This window comes from Actinokineospora sp. UTMC 2448 (genome assembly GCF_024760565.1).
Lineage (GTDB): Bacteria > Actinomycetota > Actinomycetes > Mycobacteriales > Pseudonocardiaceae > Actinokineospora > Actinokineospora fastidiosa.
Map to the genome: position 1 here is coordinate 1,398,845 of NZ_CP031087.1, position 14,620 is coordinate 1,413,464.

A 14,620-nucleotide genomic window follows, 5' to 3' on the forward strand; every position below is an offset into this window, starting at 1 on the left:
GGCTTATAAAGTCTCCACGGGGCCGATTTTCTGCGGAAGGAACAGGTGCGTTGGGCGTATTCGTCACCGAGGTGCGGCCGCGCTGGTCGGACATGGACTCCTACGGCCACGTCAACCACGCCAGCACCGTGACCCTCCTGGAGGAGGCCCGCGTCGACCTGCTCTTCCACGAGGCCGCGCTCCGCGGCGCCGAGGACCTCGCGCGCGGCGTGGTGGTGGCCAACCTGACGGTGGACTACCTCGCCCCGCTGTACGCGACGGGCCGCGCGGTGCGGGTCGCCGTGTCGGTGCGCGAGATCAGGGCGGCGTACTTCGTGCTGGACTACGTGATCCACAATGGACCGTCGGAGGCCGACCAGGTGGCGGTGACGGCCCGCACGACGCTGGCGCCGTTCGACCTGGACGCGGGCAAACCCCGCCGGATCACCGACGCCGAGCGCGACTTCCTCGCCGCGTGGCACAACGGGGGCGGCCGTGGCTGAGCTGCACTTCCCCGACCCCGCCGAGCGGGACAACCTGGGCGCGTTCGTCGCCCGCGCGGTCCGCCTGGACCAGCAGGCCGTGGTCCGCCTGCGCGGCCGCGAGGACGGCCTGCTCGACGCCTGGGTCGCCACCCCGTTCGACGTCCTGGCCACCCGCTCGGCGCGGGGCACCCTGACACCGTCGGACGTGACGGTCTCCGGCAACGAGTTGCTCGCGGGCCTCGCCGTGGTCCGCGACGACCGCATCGACCCCGGCCACCCCCGCGACCTGCAGTGGCGCTCCCCGCTGCCACCGGGCAAGCACTGGAAGGTCGTCGACCGCATCCCGTCCCGCGAGGTCGCCGACCTCGCCGACCGGGGCCTGGCGCTGGCCCGCGAGAACGTCGGCCCGCAGGGCACCCCGCCCGCGTCCCTGCTCGACCAGACGGTGCTGACGGTCGAGGGGGAGGGCCTGGCGGTCAAGATCCCCCTACGCTGCCTGTTCGCCCTGTCCGGCATGGGCTTCCTGACCGACGACGACTCCCACATCCGCGTCACCGCCACCGACGCCTGGATGCGCCTCGACGCCCGCTACGGCGCCGTCGTCCGCCGCAGGCACGCCCTCCTGCCACTGCTCGTCTGAGCGCGGGTTCCTAGTTCGGGCTGTGGTCCCCGGCGGCGTTCGTCGACATCGTCGACTACGACACGGGGGAGTCGGCGCCGCTGGAGGACGACGACATCACCCGGCACATCCTCGCGGGCGCCTTCGTCCCGGTGAACATCGGCAGCGACGGCGCCTTCCGAGTGGCCGCCCGAGTCGGCTCGCCCTCGGCCGCCGCCGACGGCCTGCGCGTCCCACTGCCACCGGGCCGATGGAGCGTGACGACCGCTCTGCCCGACTTCGCGCTGCTGATCAATCCCGAAGAGCGCCCCGGCCCCTATCGCGCCGAGATCCAGACGTCCGAACGTTGTCCATGCCAGCAGAAGCCCGATTGCTCCTCAGGTGAGGTGCCGGTCGAAGAAAGCCCTCCAGATTCACCGCCGCGTCGCCCCGCCGGTCTGAGTGCAGTGTTCGGGCGGCTACCGTCCCGCCGACCGAGTGCGCCAGCAGCCCGCGCGCCTGCCTGACCAGCAGGCCCAGCCGCCAGATCTCGTCATCGAGCCGCTCCAGCAGTTCGCGCACCACGTCCGGCCGCTCGACGGCGCGGGCGATCTCCTCCAGCGGTAGGCCCAGCTGGCGCAGCACCAGGACCGGTCAGCCCGGTGGCCTTCGCCAGCGCCCCCACACTCCATCGTCGGTCATGGCCTCAAAGAGCCAGGACCTCCCGCTACGTGAGGGTCAAGCCAGCCAGACGGCCGCGTCCGGGGGGAGCAGGCCGCCCTCCAGCGGCGCGCTCGACAGCAGTACCTCGCCCGGCGGCAGTGGGACGGGGGCCGCGGACGTGTTCAGGGCGCAGATCAGCCCGCCGCCCTTGCGGCGGAACGCGAAGCAGCCCGGGGGAGCGCCGTACCACTCCAGCTCGGTGCCGCTGAACGACGCGTGCGTCTTGCGGATCTCCACCGCCTGGCGGTACAGCGACAGCATCGACGCCGGGTCCTCCAGCTGCGCCTCCACGGTCAGCGGGCCCCAGTCGTCGGGGATCGGCAGCCATGTCGACTCGCCGGTGGTGAACCCGAACGGCGCTTCCGTGCCCTCCCACGGCATCGGCACGCGACACCCGTCGCGGCCCTCCTCCGCGCCGCCGGAGCGGTGGTGGATCGGGTCCTGGCGCGCCCAGTCGGGGACGTCGACGTTGGGCAGGCCCAGCTCCTCCCCGTTGTAGAGGTAGGCGACCCCGGGCAGCGCCAGCTCCACCAGCGCCATCGCCCTGGCCCGGCGCGTGCCCGCCGCCCCGTCGCCGTACCGGGAGACGTGCCGCACGACGTCGTGGTTGGACAGCGTCCAGGTGGGCGGCGCCGAGCCCGCCGCGGCCATCGACCGGTCGATGGCCCGGCGCACGGCGTCGGCGTCGAAGTCGGCCTGGGCGAGCTTGAAGTTGAACCCCAGGTGCAGCTCGTCCGGCCGCACGTACCGGGCGAAGCGCTCGTCGCTGTCCACCCAGATCTCGCCGACGGCCATCGTCCCCGGGTGCTCGTCCAGCACGCGGCGGATGAGACGGTGCACGTCGTGCACGGCCTCGTTGTCGAAGCGCGGGTCGGTGGCGTGCGGGGTCTGGGCGCCCGCCATGACCGCGACGACGGCCGGGTCCATGTCCGGCAGGCCGTCGGGCTTGGCCATGCCGTGCGCGACGTCGATGCGGAAGCCGTCCACCCTGCGGTCCAGCCAGAACCGCAGGGTCTGCACCAGATCGACCCGCACGTCGGAGGAGTCCCAGTTCAGATCCGGCTGCTGGGGGGCGAACAGGTGCAGGTACCACTGCCCGTCCGGGACGCGGGTCCACGCGGGCCCGCCGAAGATGCTGGTCCAGTTGTTCGGCGGGTCGTCACCGCGCCCGTCGCGGAAGTAGTACCGGGCCCGCTCCGGGCTGCCCGGCGCCGCCGCCAGCGCGGCCTGGAACCAGGGGTGCTGGTCGCTGGTGTGGTTGGGCACCAGGTCGATGGTGACCTTGAGACCGTGCTTGTGGGCGTCCTCGACCAGCCGGTCGAAGGCGGCCAGGTCGCCGAAGAGCGGGTCGACGTCGCGCGGGTCGGCGACGTCGTAGCCGTGGTCGGCCATGGGGGAGCGGAAGAACGGCGTCAGCCACAGGGCGTCGACGCCGAGCAGTTCCAGATAGCCCAGGCGGGAGCGGATGCCCTCCAGGTCGCCGATGCCGTCGCCGTCGGAATCGGCGAAGGACCGCACGTACACCTGGTAGAACACCGCGTCCTGCCACCATGCGGTGGCGCCATCGGGCCGCGCGCTTCGTCGCACGTTCTCCTCGCTCGCGAGAGATCGGACTCCCCGAAGTCCTCGGATCGGATCAGACCCAGCTGTTCATGAGGCTGTTGGCGGCTGTCTCCAGGTACTGCCACAGCTGGGCCCGGTGGCGCTCGTCCAGGCCTGCCTCGTCGACGGCCACGCGCATGCAGCGCAGCCAGGCGTCGCGCTCGATCGGACCGATGGTGAACGGGTGGTGCCGCATCCGCAGCCGGGGGTGCCCGCGCTGGTCGGAGTACGTGTGCGGGCCACCCCAGTACTGCATCAGGAACAGCCGCAGCCGGTCCTCCGCCGGGCCGAGGTCCGGCTCGGGGTACATGGGGCGCAGCACCTCGTCCTCGGCGACCTCGACGTAGAAGCGGTGCACGATCCGGCGGAACGTCTCCTCGCCGCCGACCGCATCGTAGAAGTTCTCGGGTGTGCCCACTGCGTCATCATCCCCCACGGGTCGCATCGTCCCCCATTGGCTACGGCTGCGGGGCCGGTGGGAACAGCCTGCCGAGCGGCGGCTGGATGTCCGCCTCCTCCAGCGCGGCCATCGCGCGCGCCCGCAGGGCCCGCTGCACCGCCCACTGCCTGCCCGGACGCACCTTCACCGTGACCCGGAACGTCATGCCCTCGGGTGTGACCTTCTCCACACCCAGGACCTCGGGCGGCTCGATCACATCGGTGGCGTGGTCGCTGTCCTCGGTCAGCTCGCCGCTCACCCGGCGCAGGATCGAGGTCACCTGCTCGGCGTCGGCGCTGTAGCCGACGGGCAGGTCGACGACGGCCACGGCGAAGCCCTGGCTGAAGTTGCCGACCCGCAGGATCTCGCCGTTGCGGACGTACCAGACCGTGCCGTTGAGGTCGCGCAGCGTGGTGACGCGCAGGCCGACGCCCTCGATGGTGCCGGTGGCCTCGCCGAGGTCGACGATGTCGCCGACGCCGTACTGGTCCTCCAGCAGCATGAAGATGCCGGACAGGAAGTCGCGGACCAGGTTCTGCGCGCCGAAGCCGAGCGCGACGCCGACGATGCCCGCCGAGGCGATGATCGGCGCCAGGTTCACCCCCAGCTCGCCCAGGACCAGCATGAACGCCAGCCCGAACACGACGGCGGTGACGATGGACTTGAGCACCGAGCCGATCGTCTTGGCCCGCTGGGCCCGGCGCTCGCTGAGGATGGAGCCCAGGGCCTGCGGGGCCCGCTCCTTCAGCGGCCGCAGCAGCTTGGGGGTCTTGCCGTCGCCGTTGGTGAGCCGGTCGATGGCCTTGCGGGCGAGCAGCCGCACGATGACCGCGACGACCAGGATCAGCAGGATCGTCAGCGGCTTGGCGATCAGCCAGTCGGCGGACGCGGCGAGCCAGGCGCTGCCGGTCAGCTCGAACACCTGGGTGCACCAGGAGTCGGCCTCGCCGACGCACTTGGGCGGTTCCAGGGAGAGGGGGAGGTTGGCACTCATCGGCGCCGACGATAGCCGGCGGTGCTCACCCGCGTCTAAGACACTGCTCCGGGTGGGCGGTGTTCACCAGGCGTTCCGGTCGGGATGCGGGACACGTCACACAACACGCGTGCGTTAGGGGCCGGATTTGTGGTCGACTTAGGCACGCACCGGTGGAGGTGGTCGAGTGCCAGACCGACAACCGACTCCCATCGGCGCTGCCCACGGGCAGGCGCCGATGGCCGTCTTGTGCCCCGAACCGCCGCAGACGCCGGATCCCGGCGGTGGCCCCCCGGCACGGACACCCTGGAGCCGGCGTCGGGTACTCCTCCTCAACGCCACGTACGAGCCGTTGACCGCGCTGCCGATGCGGCGCGCGGTGGTCCTGTTGGTCTGCGGCAAGGCCGAGGTCGTCCACGGCGATCCGACCGGGATGGTCGTGCACTCGGCGACGTCGAGCCTGGAGGTGCCGTCGGTGATCCGACTGGCCACCTACGTGCGCGTCCCCTATCGCGGCCGGGTGCCGCTGACGCGGGCCGGGCTCATGCTGCGCGACCGCTACCGCTGCGCGTACTGCGGGGGTCGGGCGGAGACGATAGACCACGTGGTGCCGCGCAGCCGCGGGGGCCAGCACACGTGGCAGAACTGCGTGGCGTGCTGCGCGAAGTGCAATCACCGCAAGGCCGACAAGCTGCTGTCGGAGCTGGGCTGGCGGCTGCGGGTCGTTCCGTCGGCGCCGCGCGGACCGCACTGGCGGTTGCTGGCCGGGGTCGTGGACGCCGATCCGCTCTGGCTGCCCTACCTGGGGGAACCGGCGGCTTGATCGACTACCGGACAATTGTCGGGGCCGATCGCTAAACTGCGGGTTATGACGTCAGGCCGCGGTGACACGGGTCCCACCGGTGACCCGCGTGCCGCGGGTGACCCGGGTTCCCCTGGTCACGCGGGTGCCGCCGGTCACCCTGGTGCCTCGGGTGACGCGCGTGCCGAAGTCGACGGCCAGCACGGCGCCGCCGGACTCGAGCGCGGTCACGCGGGTGCCGTTGGTGACGCGGGTGCCTCGGGTGACCCTGGTGCCGAACTCGACGGGGGCCGCGCCGGTCACGCGGGTGCCTCGGGTCACGCGGGTGCCGTTCGTGACGCGGGTTCCCCTGGTGACGCGGGTGCCGAAGTCGACGGCCGCCACCCGGGTGCCGAACTCGGCCGCGCTGGTCACCCGGGTGCCTCGGGTCACGCGGGTGCCGTTGGTGACCCGCGTTCCCCTGGTGACGCGCGTGCCGAACTCGACGGCGTTGGTGACCCTGGTCCCCCTGGTCACGCGGGTGCCGAAGTCGATGTGGCCCGCGCTGGTGACGCGGGTGCCCCGGGTGACCCTGGTGCCGCGCGTGACGCGGGTGCCCATCCAGGCCAGCTCGGCGGTGACCCTCGTGCCTCGGGTGACTCGGGTGCCTCGGGTGACGCGCGTGCCCATGACGATATTTCCCTCCGTGTTGGCCGAAACCCTGGTGCGGTCGGTCGTCGGGGTGCCAGGATGCACGGCAGTGACCCTCGTGCCCCGCGTGACGCGGGTACCCCGGGTGACGCGAGTTCCGCCAATCAGCTCGTCCGCGTACTCGCCCGTCTGGGTGAAGAGCCTGGCCTCGTCGAGGGAAGCGATGATGTACATGGCGTGTCCTCCCGGGAGCTGTCACGCATCGATCAAGGGGAGAGCTGGTTCGCAAGGGCCGTATAGGTGAAAGCTATGACCCTGGTGGGTAACCGACAAGACGTCAACCCACCACAAGGTCGTTCGCCTGCCCACTTAGGGCCGTTCGCCTCTTGCCGATAGGCCCTTTGAGCTACCCGCCGCAGCGGCGGACGGGTGATCGGCCTTACCAGGAGAGCACCAACCGTTTACTTTGCGTGACCCCCGGGTGAGCGCAGCCAGGGCGGCGCGGGGTGTCCGGCCTATTGTGGGCTACCGTAGCGCCCGTGACGATCGTCGAGACCTTTCTCGTGTTCGCCGTCATCCCGTTGGCGATCTACGCAGTGGTCGCGCTGGTGACCTTGCGCGACCGGTTCGCGAAGAACCCGCGCTATCGCCCGGGCCAGGACTGGGACCACCCCCCGGTCTGGTGGACGGCCAACCCCGCCGGGCTGGACGCGGGCCACACCGCCGTCGCCGCCACCGAGAGCGCGCCTGTGCGCACGGCCAAGGGAGGTGCCCGTGGCAGCTGGTGAGCTCGTCCGCCATGAGGACCAGGTAGTCGAGGACCCCGAGCACGGCTACGGCTCGGCGATCACCGCGAGCGGCAGGCTCTCGGTCGCCCGCGCCAAGACCGCCCCGGAGCCCGGCCTGCCGTTCTCCACCGTCCAGCTGACCCGCCTGGACGAGGCGCTGACCCTGTCGTCGCGTTCGACCGGCCTGCTGTTCAGCATCTACCTCGGCGACCTCGGTCCGGACACCCGCGACCGCGCCGAGGAACTGCACGCCGAGATCGGCGCGGCCTCCGCCGAGGCCGTCCTCATAGCGGTTTCCCCCGGTCAGCGCAAGGTCGAGATCGTCACCGGCGCCGAGGCGGCCCGCCGCCTCCCCGACCGAGGCTGCAACCTGGCCGTCATGGCGATGGTGGCGTCCTTCAAGGAAGGCGACCTCACCGGCGGCCTGGTGAGCGCCCTGCGCATGCTCGCCGACCAGGCAGGCAACGCCCCCCGCAGGTAGCCCCACACACAACCCCGCCCACCTCGGGGGACAGCCCACCGATACGTGGAAGCTATCGACCACGTGTTCGAGTGGTCAAGCGAATTTCCTGGCAGCGGCCCGGACCCCGGAAGGGGCCGGGCCGCTGCCACGTTGGGGGCACGGTCTCCGGAGAGCACGCTGCTGCGTGGTCAACGAGCGCGGCAGTGCCGACCTGATCTCCGGGCGCGGTGGGCAGGCTGCGGCACGCGAGATCCGGGCCGCTCGAAAGCATCTGCAGGAGGCAATGAGTGCGGGCCACGCGGGGGTCCGATCGCTCCGCAGCGGGGAGAACGGCGAGCGGCCCGGCCCCGCGGAAGGGGCCGGGCCGCTGTCGTTGTCAGGAGCCGTCGAACTCGCGGGCGGCCAGGGCGCGGAGGATGCCTGCGCGGCCCTCCGAGACGAGCCTGCGGAGGGCGGGTGGGTGGTCGGCGGCGAGCCACTGGTCGGACGCCTCGACCGTGGCGTGGGTGACCGCCCAGGCCGGGTAGAGGCCCAGCACCATCGACTGGGCCCGCTCGCTGGAGCGGCGCTGCCAGACGCCCGCGACGTCCTCGAAGTACTTCGCGGCGTAGGGGGCCAGCAGTTCGCGCTGGGCCGGGTGGGAGAAGCCGTTGATGATGGCCTCGTTCACCGCGTTGGGCAGTTCGTCGTCGTGGACGGCTCGGCGCCAGGCCTCGGCCTTTGCGGCGATGGTGGGGACCAGGGCGCGGGCGCGCTCGGCGTGGCGGTTGCCGGTGGCCGTGGAGTCGGCGCGCAGCTCGGCGTCGATCTCGGCCTCGTCGGCGGCGCCGTGGGCGACCAGGGCGTGCAGCAGGCGCCAGCGCAGGTCGGTGTCCACGGACAGGCCGGGCAGCGGGGCCGAGCCGTCCAGCCAGCCGCGCAGCACGGCGACCTTGGCCTCGTCCAGCACCGAGCCGGTCAGCGAGTTGACGTACGCCAGCTGGTGGTCCGAGCCCGGTTCCGCGGTCCGCGCCAGCTCCAGCACCCGGTCGGTGAACAGCGCCCAGCCCTTGGGCGAGTACGCCGGGTCGGCGTAGGAGGCCAGGGCGGTCTGGGCCTGCAGCAGCAGCCGCTGCACGACGCCGACCTCGCTCTCGGCGGACAGGCCGTGGCAGACCAGCGAGACGAAGTCGCGGGCCTTCAGCTCGGCCTCGCGGGTCATCTCCCACGCCGCCGACCAGCACAGCGTGCGCGGCAGCGGCTCGGTGATGTCGCCGATGCGGTCGACCAGCGTGGTCAGCGAGCCCGGGTCGAGGCGCATGGTGCAGTAGGTCAGGTCGTCGTCGTTGACCAGCACGAGCTGCCCGCGCGGCACGCCGATCAGCTCCGGCACGCTGGTCACGTCGCCGTCGACGTCGACCTCCACCCGGTGCGTGCGCACCAGCTTGCCGTCGACGTCGTCGTACACGCCGATGGCGACGCGGTGCGTGCGCAGCTCGCCCGCGCCCGGCTTGGCCCCGCCCTGCAGCACGGCGAACGAGGTGAACTTGCCGTCCTCCACCTCGAACCGCGGCCGCAGCGAGTTCAGCCCCGTGGTCTCCAGCCACTGCGCGCTCCACCACGACAGGTCGCGGCCGGACGCCTCCTCCAGCGCGGCGAGCAGGTCGGCCAGCGTGGCGTTGTCCCAGGCGTGCTTGGCGAAGTACACCCGCAGGCCGGACAGGAAGTTCTCCAGCCCGACGTAGGCCACCAGCTGCTTGAGGACGCTGGCGCCCTTGGCGTAGGTGATGCCGTCGAAGTTGACCTCGACCGCCTCGACGTCCGGGATGTCGGCGGCGACCGGGTGCGTCGACGGCAGCTGGTCCTGCCGGTACGCCCACGACTTCTCGATGTTGGCGAAGCTGGTCCACGCGTGCTCGTACTCGGTGGCCTCGGCCTGCGCCAGCACCGACGCCCAGGTGGCGAAGGACTCGTTGAGCCACAGGTCGTCCCACCAGCGCATGGTCACCAGGTCGCCGAACCACATGTGCGCCATCTCGTGCAGCACGGTCTCGCAGCGGCGCTCGTAGGCGTAGCGGGTGACCCTGCTGCGGAAGACGTAGTCCTCGAGGAAGGTCACGCAGCCCGCGTTCTCCATCGCGCCCGCGTTGAACTCCGGCACGAAGCACTGGTCGTACTTGCCGAACGGGTAGGGCACGCCGAAGTTGCGGTGGAAGAACCCGAAGCCCTGCTTGGTCTCGGTGAACAGCCGCTCGGCGTCCATGTGCTCGGCCAGCGACGCGCGGCAGTAGATGCCCAGCGGGATGGTGCCGTGCTCGTCGGTGTACTCATCGCGCCACTCGGCGTACGGGCCGGCGACGAGCGCGACGAGGTAGGTCGACATGCGCTCGGTGGTAGTGAACTCGTGCCGCACGACGCGGTTGTCGCCTGCGGCCAGCTCGGTCTGGACCGGCGCGGCGGCGTTGGAGATCACCTTCCAGTCCGCGGGCGCGAGCACGGTCAGCGTGTACGCGGCCTTGAGGTCGGGCTGGTCGAAGCAGGCGAACATCCGCTTGGCGTCGGCGGTCTCGAACTGCGAGTACAGGTACACGCCCTTGTCGACCGGGTCGACGAAGCGGTGCAGGCCCTCGCCGGTGTTCATGTACTCGCAGGTGGCGGTGATCGTCAGCTCGTTGGTCGCGGCCAGGTCCGGCAGCGCGACGCCCGCTTCCTGGGTGTAGCCGGAGACGTCGAGCTCGACGCCGTTGAGCACGGCCGACTCGACCGAGCGGGCGACGATGTCGATGAAGGTGGACGCGCCGGGTTCGCGGCTGGTGAAGCGCACCGTGGTGCGGGAGCCGAATGTCGCCTCGCCGGGCTGGCCGAGACCGTCGGTGAGATCCAGCTCGACGGTGTAGGACTCCACCTCCAGCAGAGCGGCCCGCTGGCGGGCTTGGTCACGGGTCAGGTTGGGCGCGGCCACGGGACACCTCGGGGAACGGCGAGGCGGGGACTCCTCGCGGGACGGTACTGACAATCGCATCCAATCACGTTCGGGGTGGGCGGCGGGCGGGAAGGTTTCCGCGCGGGTTGGATGTTGCACAGGACGGGCGGCGCGACGCCGCCGAACGGACCTCGAGCATGGAGACATCGCGCATGACCGCCGACAAGCCCCGCGTCGACTTCTACTTCGACCCCGTCTGCCCGTTCGCCTGGATCACCTCGCGCTGGATCCTGGAGGTCGAGAAGCACCGCGACATCGAGCTGCGGTTCCGGGTGATGAGCCTGTCGGTCCTCAACGACGGCCGTGACCTGCCGCAGGAATACCGCGACCTGCTCGACCGCGCGTGGGGCCCCGTCCGGGTGGCCATCGCCGCGGCCCAGGAGCACGGCGAGGAGGTGCTGCGCGACCTCTACACGGCGCTGGGCACCCGCATCCACAACGGCAAGAACGACGACTACCCGGCGGTGATCAAGGAGGCGCTCGCCGAGGTCGGCCTGCCCGAGTCCCTGGCGGCCGCCGCCGACTCCAGCGACTACGACGACGCGTTGCGCAAGTCCCACCACGAGGGCATGGACCCGGTCGGCATGGACGTCGGCACGCCGACCATCCACATCGACGGCGTCGCCTTCTTCGGCCCGGTGCTGACCTCGATCCCGCGCGGCGATGACGCGGTGCGGATCTTCGACGGCGCCCGCGCGCTGGCCGCCTACCCGGACTTCTTCGAGCTGAAGCGCACCCGCACCGGCGAGCTGAAGTTCGACTGATGTGACGTGGCGCGCCGTGCGGCCCGCGCACCGGATGTGACACGCTGACGGGCGTACCCGTCCGTAGGTGTCACATCCGGTTGGAGGGCCCATGGCCGCACCCGTCACCACCCGCACCGGTCACGTCGTCGGCGGCGAGCTGATCGACACCGGGAGCGAGCGGATCGAGGTGGTGAACCCGGCCACCGAGCAGGTCATCGCGACCGTGCCCGCCGGGACGGCCGAGGACGTCGATGCCGCCGTCGCCGCCGCGACGGCCGCCTTCCGCGGCTGGTCGTCGCTGTCGCCCCAGGAGCGCGCGGCGGCGGTGAAGCGCGTGTCCGAGGGCATCGCCGCCCGCCGGGACGAGCTCGCCGCGACGATCACCGCCGAGATGGGCTCGCCGATCACGTTCTCCACCAAGGTGCAGGCCGCGCTGCCCGCGGCGACCTCCGCCGGGGTCGCCGGTCTGGTGGCCGACGGCTACTCCTTCACCGAGGAGATCGGCAACTCGCTGGTCGTGCGCGAGCCGGTCGGCGTGGTCGGCGCGATCACCCCGTGGAACTACCCGCTGCACCAGATCGTCGCCAAGGTCGCCCCCGCGCTGGTCGCGGGCAACACCGTGGTGCTCAAGCCCAGCGAGGTCGCGCCGCTCAACGCGAACCTGTTCCTGGAGATCCTGGCCGCGGCGGGCATCCCCGACGGCGTGGTGAACCTGGTGCACGGCACCGGCCCGGTCGTCGGCGAGGCGCTGGCGGCCCACCCCGGCGTCGACATGGTCTCGTTCACCGGCTCCACCGCAGCCGGGCGCCGGGTCTCGGCGGTGGCCGCCGAGACGATCAAGCGCGTTGCCCTCGAACTGGGCGGCAAGTCGGCCAACGTCATCCTCGACGACGCCGACCTCGGTCTCGCGGTGAAGATCGGCCTGGCCAACACCTTCATCAACGGCGGGCAGACCTGCACGGCGTGGACCAGGATGCTGGTGCCCGCCGCCCGCCACGACGAGGCCGTCGAGCTGGCGTGCGCCGCGGCCGCGAAGTACACCGTGGGCGACCCGACCGACGCGGCCACCCGGATCGGCCCCATGTCCTCCGCCGCCCAGCGCGACCGCGTGCTGGAGTACATCCGCGTCGGCCAGGACGAGGGCGCCCAGCTCGTCTACGGCGGGTCGGAGGTGCCGCCCACGGGCGCGTACGTGCCGCCCACGATCTTCGCAGGCGTACGCCCGGACATGCGGATCGCGCAGGAGGAGATCTTCGGCCCGGTGCTGTCGATCCTGCCCTACGCCGACGACGACGAGGCCGTGGCGATCGCCAACGACTCCCAGTACGGCCTCGCCGGGTCGGTGTTCTCCGCCGACACCGAGCGGGCGCTGGCGGTGGCCCGCCGGATGCGGACCGGGCAGGTCGACATCAACGGCGGCGCGTTCAACCCGCTGGCGCCCTTCGGCGGCTACAAGCAGTCCGGCAACGGCCGCGAGCTGGGCCGCTACGGCCTGGAGGAGTTCACCGAGATCAAGTCGATCCAGCGCTGATCGCGTCGCGCTGGGCCGCGACGAACCCCGGGTCGACCGGCTCGCCGTGACCGGGGACGACGGTCGTCGGGCGCAGCGCGAGCAGGACGTCGAGCGCGCCCGGCCACCGGGCCGGGTGCGCGTCGTCGCCGATCGACGGCGGCGCGCCCTCCTCGACCATGTCGCCCGCGAACACCACGTGCGCGTCGGGCACGTGCACGGCGACGTCGTGGTCGGTGTGCGCGAGGCCGGGGTGCAGCAGGGTGACCCGACGGCCGCCGAGGTCGAGGTCGACCCGGTCGTCGACCTCGTGCGTGGGCAGCACGATCCGGGCCCGCTCGACGCGCTCGGCCAGCTCGGGCTTGCCCTGCTCCCGGTATCGCCTCGCCCACGCGCCGCGGTGGTCGACCGCGGTCATCGCCGGGCCGCAGCGCGGGTGGGCGTAGACCGGGACGTCGCCGAAGGCGGCCGTGCCGAGGAAGTGGTCGAAGTGGGCGTGCGTGATCACGACCGTCCACGGCAGGTCGGTCAGCTCGCGGATCGCGGCGGCGAACTCGGCGCCGTGGGTCTCGTCGGTGCCGGTGTCGATCACCAGCGCGCGGCTGTGGCCGACGACCAGGCCGAGGGTCTGGTCCAGTTCGGTGTGGCGGCGGGCGTGGACGCCGTCGGCGATCTCGATCCAGCGGCTCACCGGTACACCCCGTCGGTCAGGCGCGGAACGGTCGTGCTCGCACCGTAGGCCGCGGCGAGGGCGACATCGGCGGCGTGGCCCCACTCGGCGAGCTCCCGGCCGGAGGAGCACGCGGCGAGCACGGCGGGCAGGTCGGCGCGGTGGGCCAGGAACGCCACCTCGGCCGCGCGGGCCTCGGGGGAGAGGGCGCCGCCGAGGTGGTGGGCGATCGCGCCCGCACCGAGCAGGTCCTCGACCGAGGGGCGCAGCGCGTCGTTGTGCGTCCAGCGCTCGCCCGCCGCGATCACGCCGACCGGTCCGCCCGCCGCTCCGGCCGCCTTCGCGACCGCGGGGGCGTTGCGCAGGCAGCCCGCGAAGACGGTGCCCGACGCCAGGGTGGTCAGCGTCGCGCCATTGGGGGAGGGCAGGGCGAGGAAGGTGCCGGACGGGATGTCGGTGAGCGACGCGGGCCGCAGCGTCCACCGGTCCTCGCCCGCGAGCACCGCGCCCGCCTCGCGCGCGGCGGCGGCGGCGCGCTCGTCGCGCCAGGGCAGCGGGAGGACCCGGGCGCCGTGGGACACCGCGATGTCCACCGACGTGCTGAACGAGAGGACGTCCACGATCACGACGACCGGGCAGTCGGCGAGGGCGGCCACCCCGTCGGGGCCCCACTCCAGCCGGACGGTGAAGCCGGACTGGTCGTATGGGTTGTTGGTCACGTCGACCATCGTCGCGCCCCCGCTGATGGGGCGTTCGGCGGGTTCGGATGGCACACTGCGCGCGTGCGTGTCTATCTGGGTTCCGACCACGCGGGGTACGAGCTGAAGGCCCACCTCGCCAAGCACCTCGCCGCCGCGGGGCACGACGTCACCGACGTCGGTCCCGCCGAGTACGACGCGCAGGACGACTACCCGCCGTTCTGCATCGAGACCGCCCGCCGCGTCGTCGCCGACGACGGCAGCCTGGGCGTCGTCATCGGCGGCTCCGGCAACGGCGAGCAGATCGCTGCCAACAAGGTGCCCGGCTGCCGCGCCGCGCTCGCCTGGAGCGCCGAGACCGCGACCCTGGCCCGCGAGCACAACAACGCCCAGGTCATCGGCATCGGCGCGCGGATGCACAGCGCCGAAGAGGCGCTGGCGATCGTCGAGGCGTTCCTCGCGACCCCGTTCTCCGCCGACGAGCGCCACGCCCGCCGGATCGCGCTGATCTCCGAGTACGAGCGCACCGGCGAGCCCCCCGCGCTGCCCTGA

The 14,620-nt window shown here is 72.1% G+C and carries 16 protein-coding genes; 8 read left to right on the forward strand and 8 right to left on the reverse strand.

Annotation, left to right across the window (positions count from 1 at the left end; all coding sequences use genetic code 11):
* Nucleotides 1–50: 50 nt before the first annotated feature.
* The gene (locus Actkin_RS06565) at nucleotides 51–482 is read left to right on the forward strand and encodes an acyl-CoA thioesterase (protein WP_189212179.1); all 432 of its coding nucleotides are present in this window, start codon (nucleotides 51–53) and stop codon (nucleotides 480–482) included.
* Nucleotides 475–1,104, forward strand: a complete 630-nt coding sequence (locus Actkin_RS06570) for a DUF8010 domain-containing protein (RefSeq protein WP_258906380.1) — start codon at nucleotides 475–477, stop codon at nucleotides 1,102–1,104. Before Actkin_RS06565 ends, Actkin_RS06570 begins: the two co-directional genes overlap by 8 nt.
* 270 nt (nucleotides 1,105–1,374) lie before the next feature.
* On the opposite strand, the gene Actkin_RS06575 is transcribed toward Actkin_RS06570, so the two are convergent.
* The 4 genes from Actkin_RS06575 to Actkin_RS06590 form a co-directional block, all read right to left on the reverse strand.
* Entirely contained in the window at nucleotides 1,375–1,707 is a 333-nt protein-coding gene (locus Actkin_RS06575; RefSeq protein ID WP_258906381.1) for a hypothetical protein, read from the reverse strand.
* A 93-nt stretch (nucleotides 1,708–1,800) separates the two neighbouring features.
* Nucleotides 1,801–3,372 (reverse strand): glycoside hydrolase family 13 protein, encoded by a 1,572-nt coding sequence (locus tag Actkin_RS06580; RefSeq protein WP_258906382.1) that lies wholly within the window; start codon nucleotides 3,370–3,372, stop codon nucleotides 1,801–1,803.
* Nucleotides 3,373–3,421: 49 nt separating this feature from the next.
* Nucleotides 3,422–3,832, reverse strand: a complete 411-nt coding sequence (locus Actkin_RS06585; protein WP_189212175.1) for a globin — start codon at nucleotides 3,830–3,832, stop codon at nucleotides 3,422–3,424.
* Nucleotides 3,833–3,845: 13 nt separating this feature from the next.
* Entirely contained in the window at nucleotides 3,846–4,820 is a 975-nt protein-coding gene (locus Actkin_RS06590; protein WP_189212174.1) for a mechanosensitive ion channel family protein, read from the reverse strand.
* Nucleotides 4,821–4,986: 166 nt separating this feature from the next.
* Here Actkin_RS06590 and Actkin_RS06595 point away from each other — a divergent pair, with 166 nt between their 5' ends.
* Nucleotides 4,987–5,622: an HNH endonuclease gene (locus tag Actkin_RS06595; RefSeq protein ID WP_373292418.1), complete on the forward strand. Its 636-nt coding sequence runs from the start codon at nucleotides 4,987–4,989 to the stop codon at nucleotides 5,620–5,622.
* Nucleotides 5,623–5,673: 51 nt separating this feature from the next.
* Here Actkin_RS06595 and Actkin_RS32700 read toward each other — a convergent pair whose 3' ends face one another.
* Nucleotides 5,674–6,465 carry a hypothetical protein gene (locus Actkin_RS32700; protein WP_396122943.1) on the reverse strand — a complete coding sequence of 264 codons (792 nt, stop codon included), beginning with the start codon at nucleotides 6,463–6,465 and terminating at the stop codon, nucleotides 5,674–5,676.
* A 305-nt stretch (nucleotides 6,466–6,770) separates the two neighbouring features.
* On the opposite strand from Actkin_RS32700, the gene Actkin_RS06610 reads away from it, so the two are divergent.
* Both Actkin_RS06610 and Actkin_RS06615 read left to right on the forward strand, forming a co-directional pair.
* Nucleotides 6,771–7,019, forward strand: coding sequence for an aa3-type cytochrome oxidase subunit CtaJ (locus Actkin_RS06610; RefSeq protein WP_189212172.1), 249 nt, complete (start codon nucleotides 6,771–6,773; stop codon nucleotides 7,017–7,019).
* Nucleotides 7,006–7,500: a DUF5130 family protein gene (locus Actkin_RS06615; RefSeq protein WP_189212171.1), complete on the forward strand. Its 495-nt coding sequence runs from the start codon at nucleotides 7,006–7,008 to the stop codon at nucleotides 7,498–7,500. The genes Actkin_RS06610 and Actkin_RS06615 overlap by 14 nt, the downstream gene beginning before the upstream one ends.
* 358 nt (nucleotides 7,501–7,858) lie before the next feature.
* Here the strand turns inward: Actkin_RS06615 and pepN are convergent, their stop codons facing one another.
* Nucleotides 7,859–10,423 carry an aminopeptidase N gene (gene pepN, locus Actkin_RS06620; protein WP_189212170.1) on the reverse strand — a complete coding sequence of 855 codons (2,565 nt, stop codon included), beginning with the start codon at nucleotides 10,421–10,423 and terminating at the stop codon, nucleotides 7,859–7,861.
* A gap of 173 nt (nucleotides 10,424–10,596) precedes the next feature.
* Here pepN and Actkin_RS06625 point away from each other — a divergent pair, with 173 nt between their 5' ends.
* The gene (locus Actkin_RS06625) at nucleotides 10,597–11,208 is read left to right on the forward strand and encodes a mycothiol-dependent nitroreductase Rv2466c family protein (protein WP_258907870.1); all 612 of its coding nucleotides are present in this window, start codon (nucleotides 10,597–10,599) and stop codon (nucleotides 11,206–11,208) included.
* A 91-nt stretch (nucleotides 11,209–11,299) separates the two neighbouring features.
* Nucleotides 11,300–12,721, forward strand: a complete 1,422-nt coding sequence (locus Actkin_RS06630; protein WP_258906383.1) for an aldehyde dehydrogenase family protein — start codon at nucleotides 11,300–11,302, stop codon at nucleotides 12,719–12,721.
* Here the strand turns inward: Actkin_RS06630 and Actkin_RS06635 are convergent.
* A complete protein-coding gene (locus Actkin_RS06635) occupies nucleotides 12,702–13,391 on the reverse strand; it encodes an MBL fold metallo-hydrolase (protein ID WP_258906384.1) in 690 nt (229 codons plus the stop codon). The genes Actkin_RS06630 and Actkin_RS06635 overlap by 20 nt on opposite strands.
* Nucleotides 13,388–14,089: a 2-phosphosulfolactate phosphatase gene (locus tag Actkin_RS06640; RefSeq protein WP_258906385.1), complete on the reverse strand. Its 702-nt coding sequence runs from the start codon at nucleotides 14,087–14,089 to the stop codon at nucleotides 13,388–13,390. The genes Actkin_RS06635 and Actkin_RS06640 overlap by 4 nt, the downstream gene beginning before the upstream one ends.
* A gap of 63 nt (nucleotides 14,090–14,152) precedes the next feature.
* Between Actkin_RS06640 and Actkin_RS06645 the strand changes: the two genes are divergently transcribed.
* On the forward strand, nucleotides 14,153–14,620 hold the full coding sequence (locus tag Actkin_RS06645) for a ribose-5-phosphate isomerase (RefSeq protein ID WP_258906386.1): 468 nt from the start codon (nucleotides 14,153–14,155) through the stop codon (nucleotides 14,618–14,620).